The organism is Pseudomonas sp. PSKL.D1 (assembly GCF_028898945.1).
Lineage (GTDB): Bacteria > Pseudomonadota > Gammaproteobacteria > Pseudomonadales > Pseudomonadaceae > Aquipseudomonas.
On the sequence record NZ_CP118607.1, the window covers coordinates 5,482,038 to 5,505,412 of the forward strand.

Consider the following 23,375-nt stretch of genomic DNA (forward strand, 5'->3'; position numbering starts at 1 on the left):
CGCTACAAGGGCTGGCGCGTCGGAATTGAAATAGGCCATGTCGCCCATGGATACGGTTCACAGTGCCTTCGGACGCACACTCCACGGCAAAAGAACACGCTGTTTGTGATGAGCAGCCTTGCGGCACCCAAAAGAACGATTAGCCACCTTTTGCCGGCCGAACACGGCCCCGAGGAATACACGATGGACGTCACCGCAACCCTGAGCCTGGGCGATCCACTTGAACCTGCACGCAAGGCCACCGCCGAGATGCTGCAAACCCGCGAGCGCACCTACTCGCTGCCCCAGCCGTTCTACACCGACGAGCGTCTGTTCCAGATCGACATGCAGGAGATCTTCCACAAGGAGTGGCTGATTGCAGGCATGACCTGCGAGATCCCGGCAAAGGGTAACTACATCACCCTGCAAATCGGCAAAAACCCGATCATCGTGGTGCGCGGTGCCGAGGGCAAGGTGCATGCCTTCCACAACGTCTGCCGCCACCGTGGTTCGCGCCTGTGCGTAAGTGAAAAAGGCAAGGTGGCCAAGCTGGTGTGCCATTACCACCAGTGGACGTATGAGCTGGACGGTCGGCTGCTGTTTGCGGGCACCGAAATGGGTGCCGACTTCGACATGAAGGAATACGGCCTCAAACCCGTGAACGTGAAGGTTGCCGGCGGCTACATCTTCATCAGCCTGTCGGAAAACCCGCCTGCCATCGACGAGTTCCTGGCCACCCTGGACCACTACATGGAACCGTACGACATGGAAAACACCAAGGTGGCGGTGCAAACCACCTTGATGGAAAAGGCCAACTGGAAACTGGTGCTGGAAAACAACCGCGAGTGCTACCACTGCAGCGGCTCACACCCGGAATTGCTGCAAACCCTGCTGGAATGGGATGACACCAACGACCCACGCGCCAGCCAGGAATTCAAGGACCATGTGGCCGCCTCCGCCGCCGCCTGGGAAGCCGAGAAAATCCCGTACCTGCACAAGAGCCACGGCCTGCGTAACCGCATCGTGCGCATGCCGCTGCTCAAGGGCACCGTGTCGATGACCATGGACGGCAAACAGGCCTGCCAGAAGCTGATGGGCCGCATCAAGAACCCGGATTTGGGCTCGATGCGCATCCTGCACCTGCCGCACTCGTGGAACCACTGCATGGGCGACCACATGATCGTCTTCACCGTGTGGCCAATCAGCGCTCAGGAGACCATGGTCACCACCAAATGGCTGGTGCACAAGGACGCCGTGGAAGGCGTGGACTACGACCCTGAGCGCATGCGCAAGGTGTGGGACGCCACCAACGACCAGGACCGTCGCCTGGCTGAAGAGAACCAGCGCGGGATCAACTCCACCGCCTACCAGCCCGGGCCTTACTCCAAGACCTATGAATTCGGCGTGGTGAACTTCATCGACTGGTACAGCCAGCGCGTGCTGGAAAACCTCGGCGCAGAGCCTGCGCCGTACTTGAAGGAAGTCAAAGCCCAGTAGCTTCAGCTGTTTGTACAAACGCCCCGGCCGAGCGATCTGCCGGGGCGTTTTACATTTCAGTCCAGAGCTTTGGCACATCTTATCCACAGAGTTAACTACAGGCGCAGTGGAAAGACACTTCAGAGGCCACGCCACACGTACTGGTCGTTTTTTGACCAAATCTCTGTAAGCCAATGATTACGCTGGCTGCAAGGTATATCCAACACCTTGTCCACAGAAGCGCCAACAGAATTTGTGAGCAGTCTTGAAAATGGATGTGGATAAGCGGCCCAGGCCCTTGAAAATGCTGGATTCACATGCGAATCAAGGGAATTGATCATTTATTGACCAATACACTGTAGGCCATGTATTTCAAGGCTCTCAGGATTTATCGAACATATTATCCACAGAGCGACCAACAGGGATTGTGGGAAACTGAGGACGGCGAGCGCCGGATGGCGTAAAAGAAAGCTGGATATTTTTTGATCAAAACCTTACAGCCCTTACCAGCAAAGGGCTGTAGCGATGCGCAAACACTTTATCCACACATTGGCGAACAGATTTGGTGAGCAAGTTGAGTGGAGGTGAAGGGGGTACGACGGGAGGAATTCGTTTGGCGCGAGATCGCGCGCCGCCCGCGCGGCGCATCGCGGCGGTCCGACGTCTCGGTAAATCCGCTCCTTGTATGTTGTGCTTGGCGCATTCCTGTAGGAGCGGATTTATCCGCGATGCACCGCCTTGGCGGTGCGCAATTTGAAACCACCTAACGCAAAACCCCTTCCTCAACCAACAACTTCAGAATCGCTTCAGCCCCTTCCTGTGGGGAAACATCTTTCATTACCTTCCCGCCCCCTCCACTGGCCTTGGCCGTCGCCGCCTTCATACGGTCCGCGCCACTCTTGGCCTTGATCACCTTCAACCGCTTGGGCCGTGGCCGGGCGGGTTGCAATTCGGCATCAACCAGCAGTTCATCTTCAACAACCGCCACATGACGTGCCGCCAACACACCCCGACGCGCCGGGCCAAACGCACTCTGGCGTGGCTTGGGCGCCGCGTTATCCACCGTGGCCAACAGCGGCAGGCGCACCTTCAACCTGCGCCGCTGCCCACGTGGCAGTGCCTGCAGTACCACGGCGCTGCCACTCTCGATCGACTCGACTTCGGCCAAGCCCACCACCAGCGGCCAGCCAAGCTTTTCTGCCAGCAGAAACGGCAGCATCCCCGACCCTTCCCCGGTTTCGGCCTGGCTGCCGGCCAGCACCAGTTGTGCGCCTGCATCACGCAGGTAATCGCCCAGCACGCCCAACACATCGGCGCCGACTGGCTGTTCGAGCACGTCCAGGTGCTCCAGCCCCATGCCCAGGTAGGCACGCAACGCCTCTTCACGAGGATCACCCGCATGCACAACCTGCAAGTTATCCCCAGCCAGCTGCAAGCCCAACTCGACCGCACGCGCATCCTGCTCTGCGCGGCGAGCGCGGCCCGAGCTTGGGTGGGCACCGATAGAGACCAGGCTGATGACTTTCGTACTCATGCTCATGCCCTTATGCCGCGTCGCGCTGAGCGCCGCTGCGGTAGTTGTCCACAGCCTCGATCAATGCCTTGAGAATCGCCGAACTGTCGCCAATCACCGACAAGTCGGCCCGTTTGATCATGTCGCAGCCCGGGTCGATGTTGATCGCCACCACCTTGTCGCAGGCACCGATGCCCTGCAGGTGCTGGATGGCGCCAGAGATACCCACAGCCACATACACGCGCGCCGTGACCCAAGTGCCCGTGGCGCCCACCTGGCGATTACGCGGCATGAAGCCATCGTCCACAGCCACCCGCGAGGCGCCCTCGGTGGCGCCAAGGGCCGCAGTGGCCTTGTGGTACAGGTCCCAATCCTTCACACCATTGCCGCCCGAGACGATGAACTCGGCCTCGGCCATTGCGATGGTTGCCGGGTCCACGGCCACCGAGCCGAGGTCTTCGATGCGCGACAGGCTGCGCGCGACGCTTGTGGACAACTCCACCGGCAGCGCTTCGTGGCGGGTTTCGCTGACCGGTTCGGCACATTCCGCAGCGCCCAGGATCAAACGCGGCACAGCGCGTTGCAGGTCTTGCTGGCCAGCACCGGCGCGGCCGATGCACTGGCCGTCCTTGACTTGCCAGACCCGCGTCGCCGGGCGCTCGCCCAAGGCCGCGCCCAGGCGCCGGCCCAGTTCGCCACCACCGGTGCGGCTGTCGGGCAGCAACCAATGGCGGGGCGTGAACTGGTTATCCACAGCCCGCAGGCCCTGCACCAGTTGCTCCGGTGCATAACCGTCAAATTCCTCACCTTCGATGACCAGCAAGCGGTCAACGCCGGCTGTGGAAAAGTTGCTTTCCTTGTGTTCACCGAAGACCACCGCCAACACTGCACCATCGCTGCCCGCCAAACCGTGGGCCATGCCCAGCAGATCTCGGTCATGGCTGCTGAGGCGACCGCCGACCATGTCCGGCACCACGGCGATGTAGAACGCCGGGGCAGGCACCTGATGCAGCGGCAACTGCACCTCGGCTGCCGCGCTGCGCCGCCCACCCACACCGGTACCCTGCTGGGCGCCGCTGCGATCGATGCGTTTGATGCCGGCCGGCCCTATGAAGCCGGCAGCCATTGCATGCGGGTTCTTGCGAATCAGGCCGTTTGGCCCCATCCAGCTGGTTTGTTGGGTCTGCATGGCCGCGTGCAGCGGGTGCAGGCGGTTACGGGCGATCCACTCGGCGCGTGGGTCGCGGCGGATGATGTCGCTCATCAATGCACCTCCGCAGGTTCACGTTTGGCCGCTTGCGGCTTTGGGGTTGCCGGGGTTTCCTCTTCGATCAGCACGTCAGCCACCAACTCGGCGAGGTCTTTGATCAGGGGGCGTGGTTCGACCACACCTTCGAGCATCGCCGTGCACTGCGGGCAGCCCACGGCCACCAGTTCGGCCTCGGTCTGGCGGATGTCGTCCATGCGCATGTCCGGGATGCGCTGCTTGCCCGGGATGTCGGTGATCGGCGCACCGCCGCCACCGCCACAGCAGCGGGAACGGAAGCCGGAGCGTTCCATCTCGCGCACTTCGATGCCCAGCGCCTTCAGCACTGCACGCGGGGCTTCGTACTCCCCGTTGTAGCGGCCCAGGTAGCACGGGTCGTGGTAGGTGACGCTGCCACCCTTGTGCTGGCCAAGGTTGAGTTTTTTCGCGGCAATCAGCTCGGCCATGTAAGTGCTGTGGTGCAGCACTTCATAGTTGCCACCCAGCGCGCCGTACTCGTTCTTCAGCACATGGAAACTGTGCGGGTCGCAGGTGACGATGCGTTGGAACGTGTACTTGGAAAGGGTCTGGATATTGCGTTTGGCCAACTGCTGGAAAGTGGCCTCATCGCCCAGTCGACGCGCAACATCACCGCTGTCGCGCTCTTCAAGGCCGAGCACGGCAAAATCAACACCAGAAGCCTTGAGCACTTTGACGAACGAACGCAGCGTGCGCTGGTTGCGCATGTCGAAGGCACCATCGCCGACCCAGAACAGCACTTCGGTATCTTTAATCTCCGACAGCAGTTTCAGGTTCAAGTCCGCTGCCCAGTTCATCCGCCCGCCCGGCGCGAAGCCGCCTGGGTTGTCGGTGGCGATCAGGTTGTCCAGCACCTCGGCGCCTTTGTTCGGGGTGGCGCCCTTTTCCAGCGTGAGGTGGCGGCGCATGTCGACGATGGCATCGACGTGCTCGATCATCATCGGGCATTCCTCGACGCAGGCGCGGCATGTGGTGCACGACCACAGTGTCTCGGCATCGACCAAGCCGTTGACGATTGGCTGGTGCGGGCTGCCGCCATGTTCGCCGATCGGCTTGCCCGGGTACGGGCTGCCGGCAAACTGTGCATCGGTGCCCCCGGCCAGGCCGATGACCATGTCCTGGATAAGCTTTTTGGGGTTGAGCGGCTGGCCGGCGGCGAAGGCCGGGCACATGGCTTCGCATTTGCCGCACTGCACGCAGGCGTCAAAGCCGAGCAGCTGGTTCCAGGTAAAGTCCGCCGGCTTTTCCACACCCAGCGGTGCACTCCGGTCTTCCAGGTCCAGCGGCTTGAGGCCTGTGGAGCGGCCACCGCCAAAGCGTTCGGCGCGGCGGTGCCAGGCCAGGTGCAAGGCACCGGCAAAGGCGTGCTTCATCGGCCCGCCCCAGGTCATGCCGAAGAACAGCTCCGACACGCCCCACAACACGCCCAGGCCAAGGATCGCGACCATCACCCAACCACCGGTGTTGGCGGGCAAAATGCCGGCAACCGGCAGGGTTGCAATGAAGAAGCTCGCCGCAAACATCAGCAAGCTCTTGGGCAAGCGCATCCACGGGCCCTTGGACAAGCGCGAAGGCGGATTGAGGCGGCGTTTGAAGACGAACACCGCACCGGTGAACATGATTACCGTGGCCACCAGCAAGGCGTAGCCGAGGATCTTGCTCTGCAGGCCGAAGCCATGCACCAGGATGGCCAGCAACGCCGACAGCACGAAGCCGCCCGCAGTGGCTACGTGGGTCTTGGACATATACTTGTCGCGCTCGACCACGTGGTGCAAGTCCACCAGGTAGCGCCGCGGCATCGCCAGCAGGCCGCCGACAAGGTTCACCTTGCTCGGCCTGCCCCGCCGCCACATGCGCACCCGGCGCACGGCGCCGAGCACCGCCAGGCCAAGGGCAGCGAACAGCAAGATGGGTAGAAGGGTGTTCAACATGGGAGGCTCCCACAACAGCTGAAATCTTGCGCCGCCCTCGAGAGCAGCGCGGACCCTGTAGGAGCGGATTTATCCGCGATGAGGCCAGCACAGGCTGATGCGTTGTCGCTGCTGACGCTATCGCGGATAAATCCGCTCCTACAGGGGGCCAGTCCCGCCTCTAGAAAGGCGGTGCGATCAGAAGTCCTTGCACAACCGCAAGGCGTCGTAGATCGCCGCATGCACGTTGCGCTGGGCCACGCAGTCGCCGATGCGGTACAGCAGGTAACCGTCGCCCGGCTGGCTGAGGATCGGCTGTGGCTTGATGGCAAACAGCGCCTCCACGTCGATCTGGCCCTTGTTGCGCGAACCTTCCTTCAGGGCGTAGTACAACTGCTCGTCAGGGCGCACGCCGTTTTCTACCACCACCTGATCGACCACGCGCTCTTCCTTGGCGCCGGTGTATTCGTTCTCCAGCACCGCCACCAGCTTGTCACCCTCGCGATAGACCTTTTCCAGCATCATGTCGCCGGTCATGATCACTTCTTTCGGGTACATGCTGCGGTAGTAGGTCGGGAAGGTCGTGCCGCCCATGGCCACGCCCGGTTTGATGTCATCAGTGACGATCTCGACCTGGCTGCCCTTGTCGGCGATGAAATCCGCCACCGACATGCCGGTGAACTCGCAAATGGTGTCGTACACCAGCACGTTCTTGCCCGGCGCAATCTTGCCGTCCAGTACGTCCCAGCTGCTGACTACCAGCCCTTCGGCGGCGCCCCAATGCTCGTTCTGCTCCAGGAACGAATGGCCACCCACCGCCAGCACGATAATGTCCGGGCGCAGGTCCTGAATGGTGTCTACATCAGCGGCAGTGCCCAAGCGCAGGTCGATCTTCAGGCGGGCGAATTCCAGCTGATACCAGCGGGTAATACCCGCGATCTGGTCGCGCTGCGGCGCCTTGGCGGCGATGGTGATCTGCCCGCCGATCTGGTCCTTTTTCTCGAACACGGTCACATCGTGGCCACGCTCGGCGGCAACACGTGCCGCTTCCATGCCGGCAGGGCCGGCACCGACGATCACCACCTTGCGTTTCGCCCCGGTGGTTTTCTCGATGATGTGCGGCACGCCCATGTATTCACGGGAGGTCGCGGCGTTCTGGATGCACAGTACGTCCAGGCCCTGATACTGGCGGTCGATGCAGTAGTTGGCACCCACGCACTGTTTGATCTGATCGACCTGGCCCATTTTGATCTTGGCGATCAGGTGCGGGTCGGCGATGTGGGCACGGGTCATGCCGACCATGTCCACGTAGCCACCTTCGAGAATGCGGGTGGCCTGGTTAGGGTCTTTGATGTTCTGCGCGTGCAGAACCGGGACCTTGACCACTTCCTTGATGCCGGCCGCCAGGTGCAGGAACGGCTCCGGCGGGTAGCTCATGTTGGGGATCACGTTGGCCAGGGTGTTATGGGTGTCGCAACCCGAGCCCACCACGCCAACGAAGTCGATCATGCCGGTGGCATCGTAGTAGGCGGCGATCTGCTTCATGTCCTCGTGGCTGAGGCCATCGGGGTGGAATTCGTCACCACAGATACGCATACCGACGCAGAAGTCATCACCGACTTCCTTGCGCACGGCCTTGAGCACTTCCAGGCCGAACTTCATGCGGCCTTCGAAGGTACCGCCCCATTCGTCGGTACGCTTGTTGACCCGCGGGCTCCAGAACTGGTCAATCATGTGCTGGTGCACTGCCGACAGTTCGACGCCGTCCAGGCCGCCCTCTTTGGCGCGGCGGGCAGCTTGCGCATAGTTGCCGATCACCCGCCAGATCTCTTCCACCTCAATCGTCTTGCAGGTGGCGCGGTGTACGGGTTCACGGATACCCGACGGCGACATCAGGGTCGGCCAGTTGAAGCCGTCCCAACGCGAGCGACGGCCCATGTGGGTAATCTGGATCATGATCTTGGCGCCATGCTTGTGCATGGCGTCGGCCAGGTTCTGGAAGTGCGGGATGATGCGGTCGGTCGACAGGTTGACCGACGACCACCATTCCTGCGGGCTGTCGATGGCCACCACGGACGAGCCGCCGCAGATCGCCAGGCCGATACCGCCCTTGGCCTTCTCTTCGTAGTACTTCACATACCGGTCGGTGGTCATGCCGCCGTCAGTGGCGTAGACCTCGGCGTGCGCAGTACTGAGCACGCGGTTGCGGATGGTCAGTTTGCCGATCTGGATCGGCTGGAACATTGCTTCGAATGCCATGACGCGGTCTCCGGCTTACAACGGCTTTGTAACGAACAGGCCATCTTCGTGGCCTTCTTCCGACCCGCCGTAAACCTGTTCGGCCACGGTGCGGATCGAGCTGCCGCGGGCAGCGAGAATCTGGTCCATGGCACCGGCAAACCAGCCGGTGAACATGTAGTCGACCTTGCGGCCGCACTTGCCATACACGTACACGAACGCCGAGTGCTTGAGCTTGACGCTGCAGGTGCCCTTATCCAGGTCGATGTCCTGGATCTCGAACAGGCCCCAGCCACGCTGGGACAGGCGCTTCATGTAGTGCTCGAACACCGCCACGCCTTCCAGGCCATGGCATTCGGCTTCCTTCTCGCACCAGTGCCAGGCGGACTTGTAGCCGGCCTTGTAGAGGATTTCGGCGTAGGCGTCGGCGCCCAGCACTTCCTCGATGCCAATGTGGTTGTTGACGAAGAAATGGCGTGGCACATACAGCATCGGCAAGGCGTCGCTGGTCCAGACACCGGTCTCGCTGTCGACTTCGATTGGCAATTGCGGGGCGATCTTGGCCATGGAAACTCAACTCCATAAAAATTTTTATGTGGGTGCCCCGGCGTTGCTGGCAGGGGCTAATCAGGCTTGGAGAGCGGCTTACTCGCCCCAGACGTCCTTGAGGACGTTGACCCAGTTCTCGCCCATGATCTTGCGTACCACGCGCTCGGAGTGGCCGCGCTTGAGCAGGGTTTCGGTGAGGTTGGGGAACTCGCCGACAGTACGAATGCCGAGCGGGTTGATGATCTTGCCGAAGTTGGTCAGGCGGCGGGCGTAACCCTTGTCGTGAGTCAGGTACTCGAAGAAGTCCTGGCCGTGGCCTTGGGTGAAGTCGGTACCGATACCGATAGCGTCTTCACCGACGATGTTCATGGTGTACTCGATGGCTTCGGCGTAGTCGTCGATGGTTGAGTCGATGCCCTTGGCCAGGAACGGCGCGAACATGGTCACGCCAACGAAGCCGCCGTGGTCGGCGATGAATTTCAGTTCTTCGTCGGACTTGTTACGCGGGTGCTCCTTCAGGCCCGAGGGCAGGCAGTGGGAGTAGCACACCGGTTTTTTCGATTCGAGGATGACTTCTTCAGACGTTTTGGAACCAACGTGGGACAGGTCGCACATGATGCCCACGCGGTTCATTTCCGCGACGATTTCGCGACCGAAGCCCGACAGGCCGCCATCGCGCTCGTAGCAACCGGTGCCCACCAGGTTCTGGGTGTTGTAGCACATTTGCACGATGCCCACGCCCAGCTGCTTGAACACGTCCACGTAGGCGATCTGGTCTTCGAAGGCGTGGGCGTTCTGGAAGCCGAAGAGAATGCCGGTTTTACCCAGTTCCTTGGCTTTGCGGATATCTGCGGTAGTACGCACTGGCATTACCAGGTCGCTGTTGTCGCGGATCAGCTTCTGGCTGGCAGCGATGTTGTCGACGGTGGCCTTGAAGCCTTCCCAGACCGACACCGTGCAATTGGCCGCAGTCAGCCCGCCCTTGCGCATGTCCTCGAACAGCTCGCGGTTCCATTTGGCAATGATCAGGCCGTCGATGACGATGCTGTCGGCGTGAAGTTCGGCTGGGCTCATCAGGCTGTCCCCTCTTATGAGTTTGCTGACGCCGAACCTTGTGCCGGCGCTTTGGGGCCAGCATATGCCTGTGCCTCGAGGCGCCCCGATGCAAAAACGACAGGGGGTTTGCCGAAAGCGTCAATGCGCGACAACAGGCCCTCTGGCCCGCCTTGCGGGGATGAGAGACAGTCTCGATTACGACCTTTGCGGCGGTTTCATGAACATTTCGTCAGGGAGCTATCGTCTTGTCTGAACCTGAGCGAGAATCCAGCCGGTTCGTCAGCCTTGTTGAGGAGAAAACGGATGAAATCAATGGCATGGCTGGTACTGCTGGCTGTGGTGACCGGGGCCCAGGCCGGTGAGGAAGAAAGCACGCCTTGCGATAACGTCGAAACCGACCAGCAGACGTATGCGTGCGCGGCGTTCAACAAACAAACCGCCGAGCGCGAGTTGAAAGCGGCTTATGACGACCTGATCCAGCGCATTCGTGACCAGTATGCTGACGAAACCGACAAGGCTACTGCGCTGACCGGGCGTATGGAGGCAGCGGAAAAGCTGTGGGCTCAGCTACGCGATGCCGATTGCAAGGTTGAGACCTATGCCGAGAAGCCGGGCAGCAAAGCGTTTCAGGCGGCTTGGGATACCTGTGTAGCGCAGCGCAGTGATGACCGGTCGGAATATTTGCAGTCCATTGGCCAGCAATAGCCCATCGCCCAAGCGCGATGCCCTGTAGGAGCGGCCTTGTGTCGCGAAAGGGCTGCGTAGCGGCCCCGGGGTTGTAGCTTCGCAACAGATATTGCCGGGGCTGCTCTGCAGCCCTTTCGCGACACAAGGCCGCTCCTACAGAGTTCGGCTCACCCTAAACGGCCCGGGCCAACCTGTCTTCGCGCGGGCACCGCGCAAACCGTGCCCGATAACACCGGGTAAAATACGACGCCGACTCAAACCCGCACGCCACTGCCACCTCCAGCACGCTCATGTCGGTCTGGCGCAGCAACTGCCGCGCCTTGTCCAGCCGCAGCCGCAGGTAAAACCCGCTAGGCGTGTCCTCCAGGTGCAACTTGAACAGCCGCTCCAACTGCCGCCGGGTCACCTGCACCGCATCGGCCAGCACCTGAGTATTGAGCGGCTGCTCAAGGTTGCGCTCCATCTCGCCAATCACCTTCACCAGCTTCTTGTTGCTGATGCCAAAGCGGCTGGCTATCTGCATGCGCTGGTGGTCCTGACGCGGGCGGATGCGCCCGAGCACGAACTGCTCGGACACTTGCACCGCCAGTTCGCTGCCATGTGCCTGGGCAATCAGGTCGAGCATCAGGTCGATTGACGCGGTACCCCCCGCGCAGGTGATGCGCCGCCGGTCGATTTCGAACAGTTCCTGGGTTACCTGCAGGCGCGGGTAGCGCTCCTTGAACGCATCCAGCGCTTCCCAATGCAGTGTTGCGCGATGGCCGTCGAGCAAGCCCGCCTCGGCCAACACCACAGGGCCCGTGTCGATGCCGCCGAGAATCACGCCCTCATGGTCGAGCCGGCGCAGCGCCTGTTGCAGCGTTGGCCCAAAACGAGCCAACGGCTCGAACCCCGCCACGATCAGCAAGATTCCACCCGGCTCACCCTCCCCCAATGCGCCATCGGCATTCACCGACATGCCATTGCTCGCTTCGACAGCGCCGCCATCCAGGCTCAGCACTCGCCAGCGATACGAAGGCCCCTTGAAGCGGTTTGCCACCCGCAGCGGCTCCAGGGCACTGATGAAGCCCATGGCCGAGAAGCCAGGTAACAGCAAAAAATGAATCAGTTGCGGCATTGCATGCTCCACAGCAAAGGTGGTCGCTTCCGTGCAATTGTTGGTCGCCAGGGTGCGATTTCCCACCCTGCCAGCAGCGTAGCGTGTTCACACGGCCCAGAGAGGCCGAACCCTATAACAATATGCCCTGCCGATGGAGAGCCACCATGCATCGCTTTGTCCGCCGCAGCCTGTTGTCCCTTGCCCTGAGCAGCATTGTCGCCACCCCGCTTTTCGCCGCCGAGCCAGCCGCTTGCAAGAACGTGCGCCTGGGCGTGGTCAACTGGACAGATGTCATCGCCACCAGCGCCATGGCCCAAGTGTTACTCGATGGCCTGGGCTACCAGACCAAGCAGACTAGCGCGTCGCAGCAGATCATCTTCGCCGGCATCCGAGACAAACGCCTGGACATGTTCCTCGGGTACTGGAACCCGATCATGACCCAGACCATCACGCCGTTCATCGATGCCAATCAGGTCAAGGTACTGGACAAACCAAGCCTGGAAGACGCCCGCGCCACCTTGGCTGTGCCCAAGTATCTGTATGACAAGGGCCTGAAGAGCTTCGCCGATATCCACAAGTTCGAGAAGGAGCTTGGCGGCAAGATCTACGGCATCGAGCCGGGTTCGGGTGCCAACACGCAGATCAAGGCCATGATCACCAAGAACCAGTTCGGCCTGGGCAAGTTCCAGTTGGTCGAGTCCAGCGAGGCCGGCATGCTCGCTGCAGTCGACCGCGCCGTGCGGCGCAAGGAAGCGGTGGTGTTCTTCGGCTGGGCGCCGCACCCGATGAACGTGAACATCGACATGGCATACCTGGGCGACAGCCAGGACGCGCTCGGCCCGGATGAAGGCCGCGCCACGGTGTGGACGGTGACGGCGCCGGACTATGCCGAGCGCTGCCCCAACGCCAATCGCTTGCTGGCAAACCTGAAATTCAGCGCCGAAGACGAGAGCCGCATGATGCAGCCGCTGCTTGATCACAAGGACGCCTTGGAATCGGCGCGGCAGTGGCTCAAAGACCACCCAGAGGATAAAGCGCGCTGGCTTGAGGGGGTAACCACCTTCGACGGCAAGCCTGCGGCGGACAACCTCAAGCTCACCGCCAACTGACAGACCGCATCGCGGATAAATCCGCTCCTACACCTATGCCTGGGCTTCTGCGCCCGCCGGTAGGAGCGGACTCATCCGCGATAAGCCAAAAACAGATCTCACAAGGAACCCACCATGAACCACGACGTCATCATCACCTGCGCCCTCACCGGCGCTGGCGACACGGTCGCCAAGAGCCACCTGGTCCCGGTCACCCCCAAACAGATCGCCGAATCCGCCGTCGAAGCCGCCAAAGCCGGCGCTACCGTGGTCCACTGCCATGTCCGCGACCCACAAACCGGCCGCTTCAGCCGCGATGTAAACCTGTACCGCGAAGTCATGGAACGCATCCGCGAAGCCGACGTGGACATCATCGTCAACCTCACCGCCGGCATGGGCGGCGACCTGGAAATCGGCCCGGGTGAATCGCCCATGGAATTTGGCCCAGGCACTGACCTGATCGGCCCGCTGGAGCGCCTGGCCCATGTTGAAGCCCTGCTGCCGGAAATCTGCACCCTGGACTGCGGCACGCTCAACTTCGGCGACGGCAACGCCATCTACGTCTCCACCCCGGCCCAACTGCGTGCCGGCGCCAAACGCATCACTGAACTGGGCGTAAAAGCGGAGTTGGAAATTTTCGACACCGGCCACCTGTGGTTCGCCAAGCAGATGATGAAAGAAGGCCTGCTCGAAGACCCGCTGTTCCAGTTGTGCCTGGGCATCCCGTGGGGCGCGCCGGCCGACACCACCACCATGAAAGCGATGGTCGACAACCTGCCCGCCAATGTTACCTGGGCAGGGTTTGGCATCGGTCGCATGCAAATGCCAATGGCCGCTCAGGCTGTACTGCTAGGCGGCAACGTGCGGGTGGGCCTGGAAGACAACCTGTATCTGGACCGTGGCGTACTGGCCAGCAACGGCCAACTGGTGGAGCGCGCCGCCGAAATCATCACCCGCATGGGTGGCCGTGTGCTCACCCCGGCAGAAGGCCGGGCAAAAATGAACCTCAAGCGCCCATAGGAGCCGCACATGCCTTTCATCACTGAAATCAAAACTTTCGCCGCCCTGGGTAGCGGCGTCATCGGCAGCGGCTGGGTAGCCCGCGCCCTGGCTCACGGCCTGGACGTGGTCGCTTGGGACCCGGCCCCAGGCGCCGAACAGGCCCTGTGCAAACGCATCGCCAACGCATGGCCAGCCCTTGAAAAACAGGGCCTGGCGCCAGGCGCCTCGCAAGCTCGCCTGCGGTTCGTCGCCACCATCGAAGAGTGCGTGCGCGATGCCGACTTCATTCAGGAAAGCGCCCCGGAACGCCTCGACCTCAAGCTTGACCTGCATGCGAAGATAAGCGCCGCCGCCAAGCCGGATGCCATCATCGGCTCCAGCACCTCTGGCCTGCTGCCCAGCGAATTCTACGAATCGGCCACCCACCCCGAACGCTGCGTGGTGGGCCACCCGTTCAACCCGGTGTATTTGCTGCCACTGGTGGAAATCGTCGGCGGCAACCGCACTTCGCCCGAGGCCATCGAGGCCGCAAAAACCATCTACACCGCCCTCGGCATGCGCCCGCTGCATGTACGCAAGGAAGTGCCCGGTTTCATTGCCGACCGGCTGCTCGAAGCCCTGTGGCGCGAGGCGCTGCACCTGGTCAACGACGGCGTGGCCACAACCGGCGAAATCGACGATGCCATCCGTTTTGGCGCTGGCTTGCGCTGGTCGTTCATGGGTACCTTCCTCACCTACACCCTGGCCGGTGGCGATGCCGGCATGCGCCACTTCATGTCGCAGTTCGGGCCAGCGCTGAAGCTGCCCTGGACCTACCTGCCAGCGCCAGAGCTGACCGACAAGTTGATCGACGACGTAGTGGATGGCACCTCGGACCAGCTGGGCGAACGCAGCATCGCCGCGCTGGAGCGCTATCGTGACGATACCCTGCTGGCGGTGCTGGAGGCGGTGAAAACCAGCAAAGCCAACCATGGCATGCAGTTCAGCGATTGAGGAAAGCACGATGCCCGCACTGATCACCTACCGCACCCCGGTCCAGGAGGACTGGGTCGACTACAACGGGCATTTGCGCGATGCCTTCTACCTGCTGATCTTCAGCTACGCCACCGATGCGCTGATGGAGCGCATCGGGCTGGATGCCGATAGCCGGGGGCAAAGCGGTAATTCGCTGTTTACCCTGGAAGCACACATCAACTACCTGCACGAGGTGAAGCTGGGCACCGAAGTGTGGGTGCAAACGCATATCATCGGTTTCGACAACAAGCGCCTGCAGGTGTATCACAGCCTGCACCGGGCGGGGTTCGACGAAGCGTTGGCTGCCAGCGAGCAAATGTTGCTGCATGTGGATTTGGCGGGGCCGAAGTCAGCGCCGTTCAGCGAACACAGCGCAGGGTTGCTGGAAGCTTTGGTGGGGGAGCAGCACGATCTGCAGCCGCCGGCATACATCGGGCGTGTGATTGGCCTGCCCAAAAAATAACCCCGGAAAGCCGTGAGCGTCCGGGGCCAAGAGCGAGCAACATCCACTGTGCGTGAGCGAGGGTGACCAAACCCTCTGGTACCGTGAATGAGCTCAGTGTGCTGACTTCCCGGTCACAGGAATTAGCCGGGAGCGACCTGTTCTTAGCCAAAGCAGCCATGGCGACATTCTGCCCTTGCAGGCATGTCGCCGTGGACACAGAATCGGTCGTAAATCACAGCAGCACTCTCTTAGCGATAAAAGGGACAACAGCCATGATGCATGCGGATTTGATTGATCAGGACGACCTCGCCGGCCACCTGCGCGCGCGCGGTTTCGATATCCCGGCCGGGGCCAGTGCCGAACAGGCCTGCGAGGCGGTGGTGCGGGGGCTGACCGAGCCGAACGCACGGGCGCTGAAGGGTATGGTCGAGCAGATGTATACCGGCAGTGCGACGATTTTGCCGGCGGTGCGGCAAGCGATCGACAAGCAGCTTTTGCCGGCGTTGGCGCAGTTCAGCCGGCGCGCCTGATTTTTCCGCTCTCACAGGGATCGCACTGATCCTTGAAGGTGTGCAATACCTGTAGGAGCGGATTCATCCGCGATCACCGACGCAGCCGGTGCCAATCACCGCGTCGTCTGCATCGCGGATGAATCCGCTCCTACACTATGCAGGTTCCGCCTGCTTCTCCATCTCAAAGGTCCGGTCAAACAATGTGACCAACCCCGGCTGGTGCGTAACCCCCACCACCGTGCACAACGGCAGTTCACGCCTCAGCATTTCCAACAGGCTCTGCGCGGCCTCATGATCCAGCTGGCTCGTCACCTCATCCAGGTACAACGTATCGGGCCGGTACAACAACGCCCGCGCCAGGCTCACCCGTTGCTGTTCGCCGCCAGAAAGCACCCGCCCCCATTCAGCCTCTTCATCCAGCCGCCTGCTCATCGCGCCCAGCCCCACCTTGGCCAGCGCGTCCACCAACCGCTGATCATCCATCGATTGCACCTGTGGATAAGCCAGTAGCTTGCGTAGGCTCATGTGCGGCATGTAAGGCTTTTGTGGTAACAACAGGCTGCGGCCGGGCGGCAATTGCCAGCTGCCTTGGCAATAAGGCCACATACCCTGCAGCGTCCTTAGCAGCGTCGACTTGCCCAGCCCGCTGCGCCCGGCCAGCCGTAGCCATTGGCCCGGTTTTACGCGCAGGTCCAGGTCCTGCAGCATTGGGCTGCCATCCGGCCGACACAGCGTTAACCCGCGCGTACACAAGCAATCGCCCTGCAGCGGTGCCACCGCTTGCGCTCGGCTGGCCGCGATGGCCTGCTCGAATTGCTCAAGCCGCTGCAACGCCGCACTCCAGCGCACCAGTTTCTCGTAGAGCTTGATAAACCAGCTCAACGAGCTGTGCACTGCATTGAATGCGCTGCGTATCTGCATCAGCCCACCCAGAGTGATGGCCTTGGCCATGAACGCCGGCAAGGCCGCAAACACCGGAATGATCAGGCTCAGCCGCTCGTAAGCGACGGTGAAGAGGCTCAGGTTGCGTTCACGGCCCATCAACTGCCGCCAATTGTCGGCAATGGCGCGAAACCGTTCGGCAAGGTGCTGGCGCTCTGCCTGTTCACCCCGGTAAAGGGCAATCTGCTCTGCATGATCACGCTTGCGCAGCAGGCTGGCGCGGAAATCCGCTTCACAGTGTTCACGTTCGTAGTTGAGCTTGTGCAACGGCTTGCCAATCAAATGCGTCAGCACGCTACCCATGATCGTGTAGGCCAGCACGAGCCACACCAGGTAACCGTGCACCGTGAACGTTTCGCCAAACAGCTCGAAGGTCTGCACCCCGGAGAGGTTCCACAGGATCACCACGAAAGCCCCAACCTGGGCCAGGTTGATCACCAGTGACGCAACCAGCTGGATGCTCAGCCCAACCATCAAATCGATGTCCTGGGCAATGCGCTGGTCAGGGTTGTCCGGCTCGCCGGTCAGGCCCAGGCGGTAAAACGCCTGATCGGAAAGCCAGGCATTGGTAAACCGCTCGGTCATCGCCTGGCGCCAGCGCAGTTCCAGGCCTTTGCGAATGTAATCGATGGCCACGAAGACCAGCACGTAGATGCCCAGGTAGAGCGCGTACTCACCCACAAGCCCGTACAACCCGGCGGTGTCGAATGCCGCCAGGGTGTCGTAAAAGGTCTTGCTCCAGCTGTTGATCAGCACGTTGATCTGCACCACCAGCAGGCCCAAGCCGATTACCGCGGCCAGCATGACCCAGGCCAGCCATTGCTGGCGGTCCTGCCAGAACGGGCGGCTGAGGCGGTAGAAGCTGCGCAGGGTATTCACAATGCCTGCTCCTGCGCCGAAGGTGCTGGCAGCAGGCGCAACTGGACTTGGTTGGCGGCAGGGAACAATTGCCGGGCCTGTTGCTGCAATTCAGGCAGCGTAAGCGCCTCTGGCAGCCTGACCTGCTCGCTCAGGTAGCGCGGGTCTTGCCAGTGCCGTTCGCTGAGGATCAGGCGCTTGAACTGGGTTTGCGGGTCATCACGGCGCTTGGCTTCCTGGCGCAGCAAGGCGCGGCGCTCGGCATCCAGCCAGTGCTGATCCACGTCCAGCCCGCCAAGTGTCTGTTGCGCCAGCTTCCACAGCTCGTCGACACGGGCCGGGTCGCAGGTGAAGCTCAGGTGGCTTTCGATACGCTGCGAGTCGGGGTTGAGTTCGGCATCGAACTGCAGGCGGTATACGCCCGAAGCTTCGCCGCGCAGTTGCTGTTTCAGGCGCTGGTTGGCCAAGTCTCGCAGCACGGCAACCCGCACAGCGGCATCGGGGCTCCAGGGTTGGGGCTGATAGCTGCTGGCTTGCAGTACGGCGCGTGGTTCAAGCGCAATAGGCAGGTCCTGTCGACGCTGGCCGGGACGTTGGTCCGCCGGCTCAGGGTTTGCTCTGGCGCCTCGTGGCAGGTTGGCCAGATAGGCCCGCACCAAGGGCTCCAGTTGCTCTGCCGGTACGTCGGCCATCAAGTAGTAAGTCACCGGCGCACTGACCAGGCGTTGCCAGTCGGTATCGAGCTGTTTCAGGTTCAATTGATTCAGCGCCGCCACGTCTGGGCTTTGCCAATGGTCAGCGCCATATTTCAGCACTCGCTGCTCACGCTCCTGGCGCGAACGTACATCATTGGGGCGGCTTTGCAGGCGTTGGCTCAGCTCATTGCGGGCGTCGGCAAACAGTTGTGGGTCAATGCCAGTCTGCTGGCTCAAACGGTAACTTTGCAGCACAGCCTGCAACTGCGCGGGCTCAGCGCCCAGGTTAAGCTGCAAACGCTGTGGTTGATGGTCCAGGCTGACGCTCAGGCGCTGCGCCTGGCGCCAGTTCTGCGCCCCTTCCGGCCCACTGCGCACGGCCAGTTGTGCGGCCATCTGCAAGCGCCAGGCGGGTGCATCGGCAAGGCGGTAGCCGGCCGACGATTCAGCCTGCAGTACCCCGTTACCGTCCGGGCCGTTGCGGCGCAGCCATACCAGCCGGTCACCGTTGCTCAATGCCCAGTGCTCGACCTGTTCGGCGGCGAAGACCTTGCGGGCAACGATATGCCCTTCCTGGCCCGGCACTGCAGGCTGGAACGTGGCGACCACGGGGGCTTCAGCCATTTGCTGCACGGGCGCTGCAAGCTTTTGCGCGGCAATGCTGGCCTGCAATGCCTCGACGGTTGCGACGGTAGGCAACTCGACCACCGACTGCCCCGGTACCGTGAACTGCAAAACCTGGTCGGTGCTGCCAAGCCACAGGCGCATTCTGGCGTTCAAGTCTGCCAGGCTGATACTCGGCAACACCTGCAAATAGCGGCCGGCAGCTGCATGGCGCTCGACCACGCTGGCTTCAGGTGCCGTGGCGTTGTTGAGCTGCTCGACCCATTGCTCGAAGGTGCGCGGCGCCTGGTTGGCGAGCGTCTTGTCGCCAAGGCTGCGGATATGCTCTCGCTCATGCTCGAAGTCCTGCGCGCTGAAACCATGCTGGCGCAGCCGCTCGATCTCGGTCAGCAACGCGCGCAGGGCCTGGTCGTGTGCCATGCCCTCTACACCAGCGGCAATACCCAGTACCGTCGATTGGCTGCCGATCAGGGTTTTCTGAGCGGTCAGGCGGCGTACTTCGGGTTCGCGTGGCTGACGGCGCAGGCTGTCAAGCAGTGCGGCCAGCGTCATGCGGTCGATCAAACGCTCGCGCATGGCTGCGCGGGTGGTACCACGGCTGTCCGGTTCATGCAGCCGTAGCAGCAGCGACACCTGATTGCCGCCAGATTGCGGGTCTTGCAGGCGGAAGATCTTCAGGCCCGGGTCCAGTGGCAGGTCGCGGTGGTTGCGCGGCGGTGTTTTGGGGCCTTTGGTGTCACCGAAAGCCGCTTCGATCTGGGCAAGCATTGCTTTGGGTTCGAAGTCGCCTACGACAGACACGACCATGTTCGACGGCTGGTACCAGGTCGCTTGGAAGTCTTGCAAGCTGGCCAGCGTGGCATGGCGAATGGCTGCTTCATTGCCAATGGTGCGGTGCGCGGGGTAGCGCGAACCCACCCGCTGCGAAGCCGTACGCTGGTCGTTCATGCGCTGCGCCACGCCCAGCCCGCCGCGCCATTCCTCGATTACGATGGGGCGTTCACGCTCAAGGTCGGCGGCGTTGTAATCGCGAGCGAAGGCCATGTCGGCCAGTACCTGCAAGGCTTGCGGGGTCTGCCGCACGCCCGCTGGCGGGCTGAGCATGTACTGGGTGCGCTCGTAATTGGTCACGGCATTGAAGTGCCGGCCCTGCACCCAGCCCAGCCCGGTCATGCGTTCACGCAGGTTCTGCGTTTGCCCGGCGCGGCTGTGAAACACCAGGTGCTCGACCAAGTGCGCGACACCGACCTGATCGTCGGTTTCGTCCACGGAGCCGGCATTCACAGTCATGCGCAGGTCGAGCCGGCCGGGCTGTGTTGTTTCGCGTACCAGCCGGTATTGAAGGCCGTTGGCCAGGGTGCCTTGGCTGACCCGGGTATCCCAGGGCAACGCGGCATCAGGTTCGGGTGCCGACACGCAGGCGCCGAGCAGCAGCGGGCCGAGCAGGCCCGCAATGAGCTTTTTCATCAGGGTATCCACGTTTTTTTTATGGGGCGATCAGAAGCGGTAGCCGACTTCCAGCCAGTACTGGCGGCCAATTTCATAGGTGGTACGAGCGGTGCTGCTGTTGCTGACGATAGGGTTGACCTTGTCGGTGACATTGGTGACGTCCACCGCCACGAACAGCGCTTGGTCCCGAGCAGTGGGGATCTCCCACTTGACCCGCATGTCCCACGTCGGCGCGGCTGCAACCGATGCCGTGTCGTAAACGCGCAAGGCTTCACCATCAACATCCTCGGTAAGGCCAGTGTCGATGATCTGCTCGTAAGCGCCGCGGTAGCGGAAGAAGTTGCTAATGCTCAGGTGCCAGGCCGGGATTTCGGTGATGGTGGTCAGGCGAGCGGTCCACGGGCGGTTGAAGTCGCTGGCTGGCAGCTCGCTGTAGGCCAGGCGCTTGCCATCGTAGATCACGTCGTCATCGGCATACTCGGCCTCACTGAAGCCGCTCTCGTAGGTGCTGTAGGCGTTCTTGCTGCGTGACCAGTCCAGCGCCACCTGCAGACTGGTGACACTGCCCAGCACACGGAAAGTCTGATTCGGGGTGATGGTCAGGGAAACGTTGTCGCTCTCGCTGGAGCCTGCGTTGACGTAGGTGTAGTAGATGCTCTGGTAGTCATCGAGCGCGTCCAGGCCAAGTACCCGCGACGAGGTGCGCACCACTTGGTCGTTACCCTTGCGATGCACGTATTTGAGCCGGAAGTCGGTGTTCAGCCAGCGCTGCTCAAGGCCAAGCATCAGCTCATCATCGTAGGGGATGTTCATGTCCGAGAAACGGTTGGTGTTGAGCACCTGGCGCCCTACCCACTCACCGGTCTGGCTGGTACGGGTGTAGGTAGTGTTCAAGGCTTGGCGGCCGTCGGCGAGGCGGTACTTGAACAGGTTGCGCCCGTAGTAGCGGTTGGCGCCGAAGACCAGCACGGTGCTGCGGTCGCCGAAGAAGTCGTAGTCACCGGCAAAGCGCGGCGACACGGTCTTCTGCTTCATGTAGTCGTCGCCCTCGAAACGCAGGCCGGGGCGCAGGCTGAGCTTGCCGATCTGCATCTGGTCATCGATGAAGAAGGCATAGGCGTTTTCGGTGAGGTCGATCTTGCCGGCGTTGTACTGGGTGCGGGTTTTACCCCACTGGCGGCTGCTGCCGTTAAGCAGCGGGCTGACCGAGCACCAGGGGTCGCTGCCAGCGCAGCTGGTGCCATTGTCACGCGTGAATGTGGTTACGCCCTGCCCGGTTTGCTCGCGCTCCCACACTGCACGCTGCTGCGACAACTCAAGGCCAGTGGTAAAGCTGTGACTGGCGCCAGCGATATCGAAGGTCTGCCACTCACCCTTGAGTGTGTAGTCGACGCCCCGCTGCGTCTGGTTGAGATTACCGAATGCACCCTCGCCGCTGCGCGCGGTGTTGCTGCTCGGGTTACCCCAATTCTTGGCCTCGGAGTAGTACCAGAGCACGGTGTCCGTCTCGTCAGACTCGCGTGAACTGTAGAGGTTGGTCAGCGCCAAAGTATGGGTCCAGCGCGCCTGGTCGCCTTCCCAGATCGCTTTCAGCGAGCCTTGCCAGCCGCCGTTCTTGTTGGTGAACCCGGAGTTAAGGAAGTTCTCGCGGAAGAACACATTCTCTTGCGGCGCCTGGATGAAAGAACCCTCAAGCGTGAGCCGGTCATTCACGTCCCAGTAGGTCTTGAGCATGTAGTTGTCGAGCTGCCGGGTCTGGTCTTCGCTGCTGTCGGCGTTCGGGCTGGTGTAGCCGTTGTCGTAGCGGTTGAGCGGGATGACCGAGCGGCGCTGGGAAAAGCTTAGGATCGCGCCAAAGTTGTCGGTCAGGTGGCCTTCGAGCATGCCGCGCAGGGTGGTTTTCTCGAATTCGGGCTGGTATTGCTCGGAAGACGAGTTGTCGAAACTCTCCTGATCCTGCTCGGTGATGTGATAGCGCGTCCATTCCGAGCGGCTTATGCCGTAGGAAAACTTGCCGTGCAGGTCTTTGCTCGGGCGGCGGGTGATGGCATCGATCACGCCGCCGTTGAAGCCGCCGTATTCCGCTGGCACGTTGCTGTCGTAAACCTTCACTTCCTGCAGCAAGTCAGCGTCCAGAGCAATGCCGTGAGGGTTGCTTGGCGCGGCGTCGAACTGTCGGTTCTCGCTGTAGCCGTGGGCACCGGGGTCCAGGTCGTTGTTGATCGAAATACCATCGATCATGAAGTTGTTCTGGTAGAACTTGGCGCCGTTGATGCTGATGTCGGCGGGGTCGATTTCGCCAGGCGTGTTGGAGCTTTTCTGCGCCCCGGAGAACTGCACGCTGGGGTGCATCTGCAGCAGCGTGGTGATGTCGCCGTTGGCACCGGGGAAGGCACGGATGGCTTTGCCGCTGATGACGGTCGCCCCCAGGTAACCATTACCCTCGGTATCCCCCAGCACCAGCGTATCGTGCAGCTCCAACGGGCCGTCATCGGCTTCGCTGTGCAGTAGACGCAGGTTGACCACATCACCCTCCGCGTCCCAGGTCAGGCCGCTACCGGAGAGCAGACGAGACAGGGCCGCCTCGCTGCTGAACTGGCCATGTACAGGGTTGCTTTGGGCACCCTCGAGCAACTGGGAATCGACACTGATCTGCAGCCTGCTTTGCTGGCCGAAGGCGATCAACGCGGCGGCCAGGCTCTGGGCCGGAATGTTGAAGGCGTGTACCTGCGCCAGTTGCGTGGGGGCTTCGGCCGCTAACAGTAACGGAGCATGCGGCATGCAGCCAAGGCCCAACAGGCTGCTGCCCAGCACAACTTTCAGGCGCAACGACCAACCCCGCGCTGGGCGCGGCTTACGGCTTGTTGTTTCAGTCATCCCACGTCCCCGCCCCGGCCACCGCCGGGCTGCAAAAATGAATACGAATCGATATCAGTTGTTGCGCGCGGGGAAGA

At 61.9% G+C, this 23,375-nt stretch carries 17 protein-coding genes; 7 read left to right on the forward strand and 10 right to left on the reverse strand.

Features of this window, described 5'->3' with window-relative positions; translation table 11 throughout:
* Nucleotides 1-183 precede the first annotated feature (183 nt).
* Nucleotides 184-1,476 (forward strand): glycine-betaine demethylase subunit GbcA, encoded by a 1,293-nt coding sequence (gene gbcA, locus PVV54_RS24630; RefSeq protein ID WP_274907690.1) that lies wholly within the window; start codon nt 184-186, stop codon nt 1,474-1,476.
* A gap of 742 nt (nt 1,477-2,218) precedes the next feature.
* On the opposite strand, the gene etfB is transcribed toward gbcA, so the two are convergent.
* From etfB to PVV54_RS24660, 6 genes are all read right to left on the reverse strand, one after another.
* Nucleotides 2,219-2,989, reverse strand: a complete 771-nt coding sequence (etfB, locus tag PVV54_RS24635) for an electron transfer flavoprotein subunit beta (protein WP_274907691.1) — start codon at nt 2,987-2,989, stop codon at nt 2,219-2,221.
* A gap of 10 nt (nt 2,990-2,999) precedes the next feature.
* On the reverse strand, nt 3,000-4,232 hold the full coding sequence (etfA, locus tag PVV54_RS24640; protein WP_274907692.1) for an electron transfer flavoprotein subunit alpha: 1,233 nt from the start codon (nt 4,230-4,232) through the stop codon (nt 3,000-3,002).
* The gene (dgcB, locus tag PVV54_RS24645; protein WP_274907693.1) at nt 4,232-6,184 is read right to left on the reverse strand and encodes a dimethylglycine demethylation protein DgcB; all 1,953 of its coding nucleotides are present in this window, start codon (nt 6,182-6,184) and stop codon (nt 4,232-4,234) included. The genes etfA and dgcB overlap by 1 nt, the downstream gene beginning before the upstream one ends.
* 177 nt (nt 6,185-6,361) lie before the next feature.
* The gene (gene dgcA, locus PVV54_RS24650) at nt 6,362-8,422 is read right to left on the reverse strand and encodes a dimethylglycine demethylation protein DgcA (RefSeq protein ID WP_274907694.1); all 2,061 of its coding nucleotides are present in this window, start codon (nt 8,420-8,422) and stop codon (nt 6,362-6,364) included.
* Nucleotides 8,423-8,437: 15 nt separating this feature from the next.
* Complete coding sequence (locus PVV54_RS24655) at nt 8,438-8,968, reverse strand: DUF5943 domain-containing protein (protein ID WP_054891724.1); 531 nt, start codon at nt 8,966-8,968, stop codon at nt 8,438-8,440.
* A 78-nt stretch (nt 8,969-9,046) separates the two neighbouring features.
* Nucleotides 9,047-10,024 carry a dipeptidase gene (locus PVV54_RS24660; RefSeq protein WP_003257506.1) on the reverse strand — a complete coding sequence of 326 codons (978 nt, stop codon included), beginning with the start codon at nt 10,022-10,024 and terminating at the stop codon, nt 9,047-9,049.
* A 285-nt stretch (nt 10,025-10,309) separates the two neighbouring features.
* On the opposite strand from PVV54_RS24660, the gene PVV54_RS24665 reads away from it, so the two are divergent.
* On the forward strand, nt 10,310-10,711 hold the full coding sequence (locus PVV54_RS24665) for a lysozyme inhibitor LprI family protein (RefSeq protein WP_274907695.1): 402 nt from the start codon (nt 10,310-10,312) through the stop codon (nt 10,709-10,711).
* Between the two features lie 154 nt (nt 10,712-10,865).
* Here PVV54_RS24665 and PVV54_RS24670 read toward each other — a convergent pair whose 3' ends face one another.
* The gene (locus tag PVV54_RS24670; RefSeq protein WP_274907696.1) at nt 10,866-11,810 is read right to left on the reverse strand and encodes a GlxA family transcriptional regulator; all 945 of its coding nucleotides are present in this window, start codon (nt 11,808-11,810) and stop codon (nt 10,866-10,868) included.
* A gap of 146 nt (nt 11,811-11,956) precedes the next feature.
* On the opposite strand from PVV54_RS24670, the gene choX reads away from it, so the two are divergent.
* From choX to PVV54_RS24695, 5 genes are all read left to right on the forward strand, one after another.
* Entirely contained in the window at nt 11,957-12,901 is a 945-nt protein-coding gene (gene choX, locus PVV54_RS24675; RefSeq protein ID WP_274907697.1) for a choline ABC transporter substrate-binding protein, read from the forward strand.
* A gap of 114 nt (nt 12,902-13,015) precedes the next feature.
* Complete coding sequence (locus tag PVV54_RS24680; RefSeq protein WP_274907698.1) at nt 13,016-13,900, forward strand: 3-keto-5-aminohexanoate cleavage protein; 885 nt, start codon at nt 13,016-13,018, stop codon at nt 13,898-13,900.
* 9 nt (nt 13,901-13,909) lie between these two features.
* Nucleotides 13,910-14,875, forward strand: a complete 966-nt coding sequence (locus PVV54_RS24685; protein WP_274907699.1) for an L-carnitine dehydrogenase — start codon at nt 13,910-13,912, stop codon at nt 14,873-14,875.
* A 10-nt stretch (nt 14,876-14,885) separates the two neighbouring features.
* Nucleotides 14,886-15,359: a thioesterase family protein gene (locus PVV54_RS24690; RefSeq protein ID WP_274907700.1), complete on the forward strand. Its 474-nt coding sequence runs from the start codon at nt 14,886-14,888 to the stop codon at nt 15,357-15,359.
* A 254-nt stretch (nt 15,360-15,613) separates the two neighbouring features.
* Nucleotides 15,614-15,871, forward strand: a complete 258-nt coding sequence (locus PVV54_RS24695; RefSeq protein WP_159412923.1) for a hypothetical protein — start codon at nt 15,614-15,616, stop codon at nt 15,869-15,871.
* 135 nt (nt 15,872-16,006) lie between these two features.
* On the opposite strand, the gene PVV54_RS24700 is transcribed toward PVV54_RS24695, so the two are convergent.
* The 3 genes from PVV54_RS24700 to PVV54_RS24710 are packed head-to-tail and all read right to left on the reverse strand — an operon-like array spanning nt 16,007 to nt 23,298.
* Nucleotides 16,007-17,674: an ABC transporter ATP-binding protein/permease gene (locus PVV54_RS24700; RefSeq protein ID WP_274907701.1), complete on the reverse strand. Its 1,668-nt coding sequence runs from the start codon at nt 17,672-17,674 to the stop codon at nt 16,007-16,009.
* The gene (locus PVV54_RS24705; protein WP_274907702.1) at nt 17,671-20,439 is read right to left on the reverse strand and encodes an insulinase family protein; all 2,769 of its coding nucleotides are present in this window, start codon (nt 20,437-20,439) and stop codon (nt 17,671-17,673) included. The genes PVV54_RS24700 and PVV54_RS24705 overlap by 4 nt, the downstream gene beginning before the upstream one ends.
* A 30-nt stretch (nt 20,440-20,469) precedes the next feature.
* The gene (locus PVV54_RS24710; RefSeq protein WP_274907703.1) at nt 20,470-23,298 is read right to left on the reverse strand and encodes a TonB-dependent receptor; all 2,829 of its coding nucleotides are present in this window, start codon (nt 23,296-23,298) and stop codon (nt 20,470-20,472) included.
* Nucleotides 23,299-23,375: the final 77 nt, after the last annotated feature.

Coding starts and splice junctions, on each gene's coding strand:
- PVV54_RS24670 (WP_274907696.1), bottom strand. CDS start 11,810: ATGCCGCAACTGATTCATTTTTTGCTGTTACCTGGCTTCTCGGCCATG.
- PVV54_RS24685 (WP_274907699.1), top strand. CDS start 13,910: ATGCCTTTCATCACTGAAATCAAAACTTTCGCCGCCCTGGGTAGCGGC.
- dgcA (WP_274907694.1), bottom strand. CDS start 8,422: ATGGCATTCGAAGCAATGTTCCAGCCGATCCAGATCGGCAAACTGACC.
- PVV54_RS24695 (WP_159412923.1), top strand. CDS start 15,614: ATGATGCATGCGGATTTGATTGATCAGGACGACCTCGCCGGCCACCTG.
- PVV54_RS24665 (WP_274907695.1), top strand. CDS start 10,310: ATGAAATCAATGGCATGGCTGGTACTGCTGGCTGTGGTGACCGGGGCC.
- gbcA (WP_274907690.1), top strand. CDS start 184: ATGGACGTCACCGCAACCCTGAGCCTGGGCGATCCACTTGAACCTGCA.
- PVV54_RS24690 (WP_274907700.1), top strand. CDS start 14,886: ATGCCCGCACTGATCACCTACCGCACCCCGGTCCAGGAGGACTGGGTC.
- choX (WP_274907697.1), top strand. CDS start 11,957: ATGCATCGCTTTGTCCGCCGCAGCCTGTTGTCCCTTGCCCTGAGCAGC.
- PVV54_RS24705 (WP_274907702.1), bottom strand. CDS start 20,439: ATGAAAAAGCTCATTGCGGGCCTGCTCGGCCCGCTGCTGCTCGGCGCC.
- etfB (WP_274907691.1), bottom strand. CDS start 2,989: ATGAGTACGAAAGTCATCAGCCTGGTCTCTATCGGTGCCCACCCAAGC.
- PVV54_RS24680 (WP_274907698.1), top strand. CDS start 13,016: ATGAACCACGACGTCATCATCACCTGCGCCCTCACCGGCGCTGGCGAC.
- PVV54_RS24655 (WP_054891724.1), bottom strand. CDS start 8,968: ATGGCCAAGATCGCCCCGCAATTGCCAATCGAAGTCGACAGCGAGACC.
- dgcB (WP_274907693.1), bottom strand. CDS start 6,184: ATGTTGAACACCCTTCTACCCATCTTGCTGTTCGCTGCCCTTGGCCTG.
- PVV54_RS24710 (WP_274907703.1), bottom strand. CDS start 23,298: ATGACTGAAACAACAAGCCGTAAGCCGCGCCCAGCGCGGGGTTGGTCG.
- PVV54_RS24660 (WP_003257506.1), bottom strand. CDS start 10,024: ATGAGCCCAGCCGAACTTCACGCCGACAGCATCGTCATCGACGGCCTG.
- etfA (WP_274907692.1), bottom strand. CDS start 4,232: ATGAGCGACATCATCCGCCGCGACCCACGCGCCGAGTGGATCGCCCGT.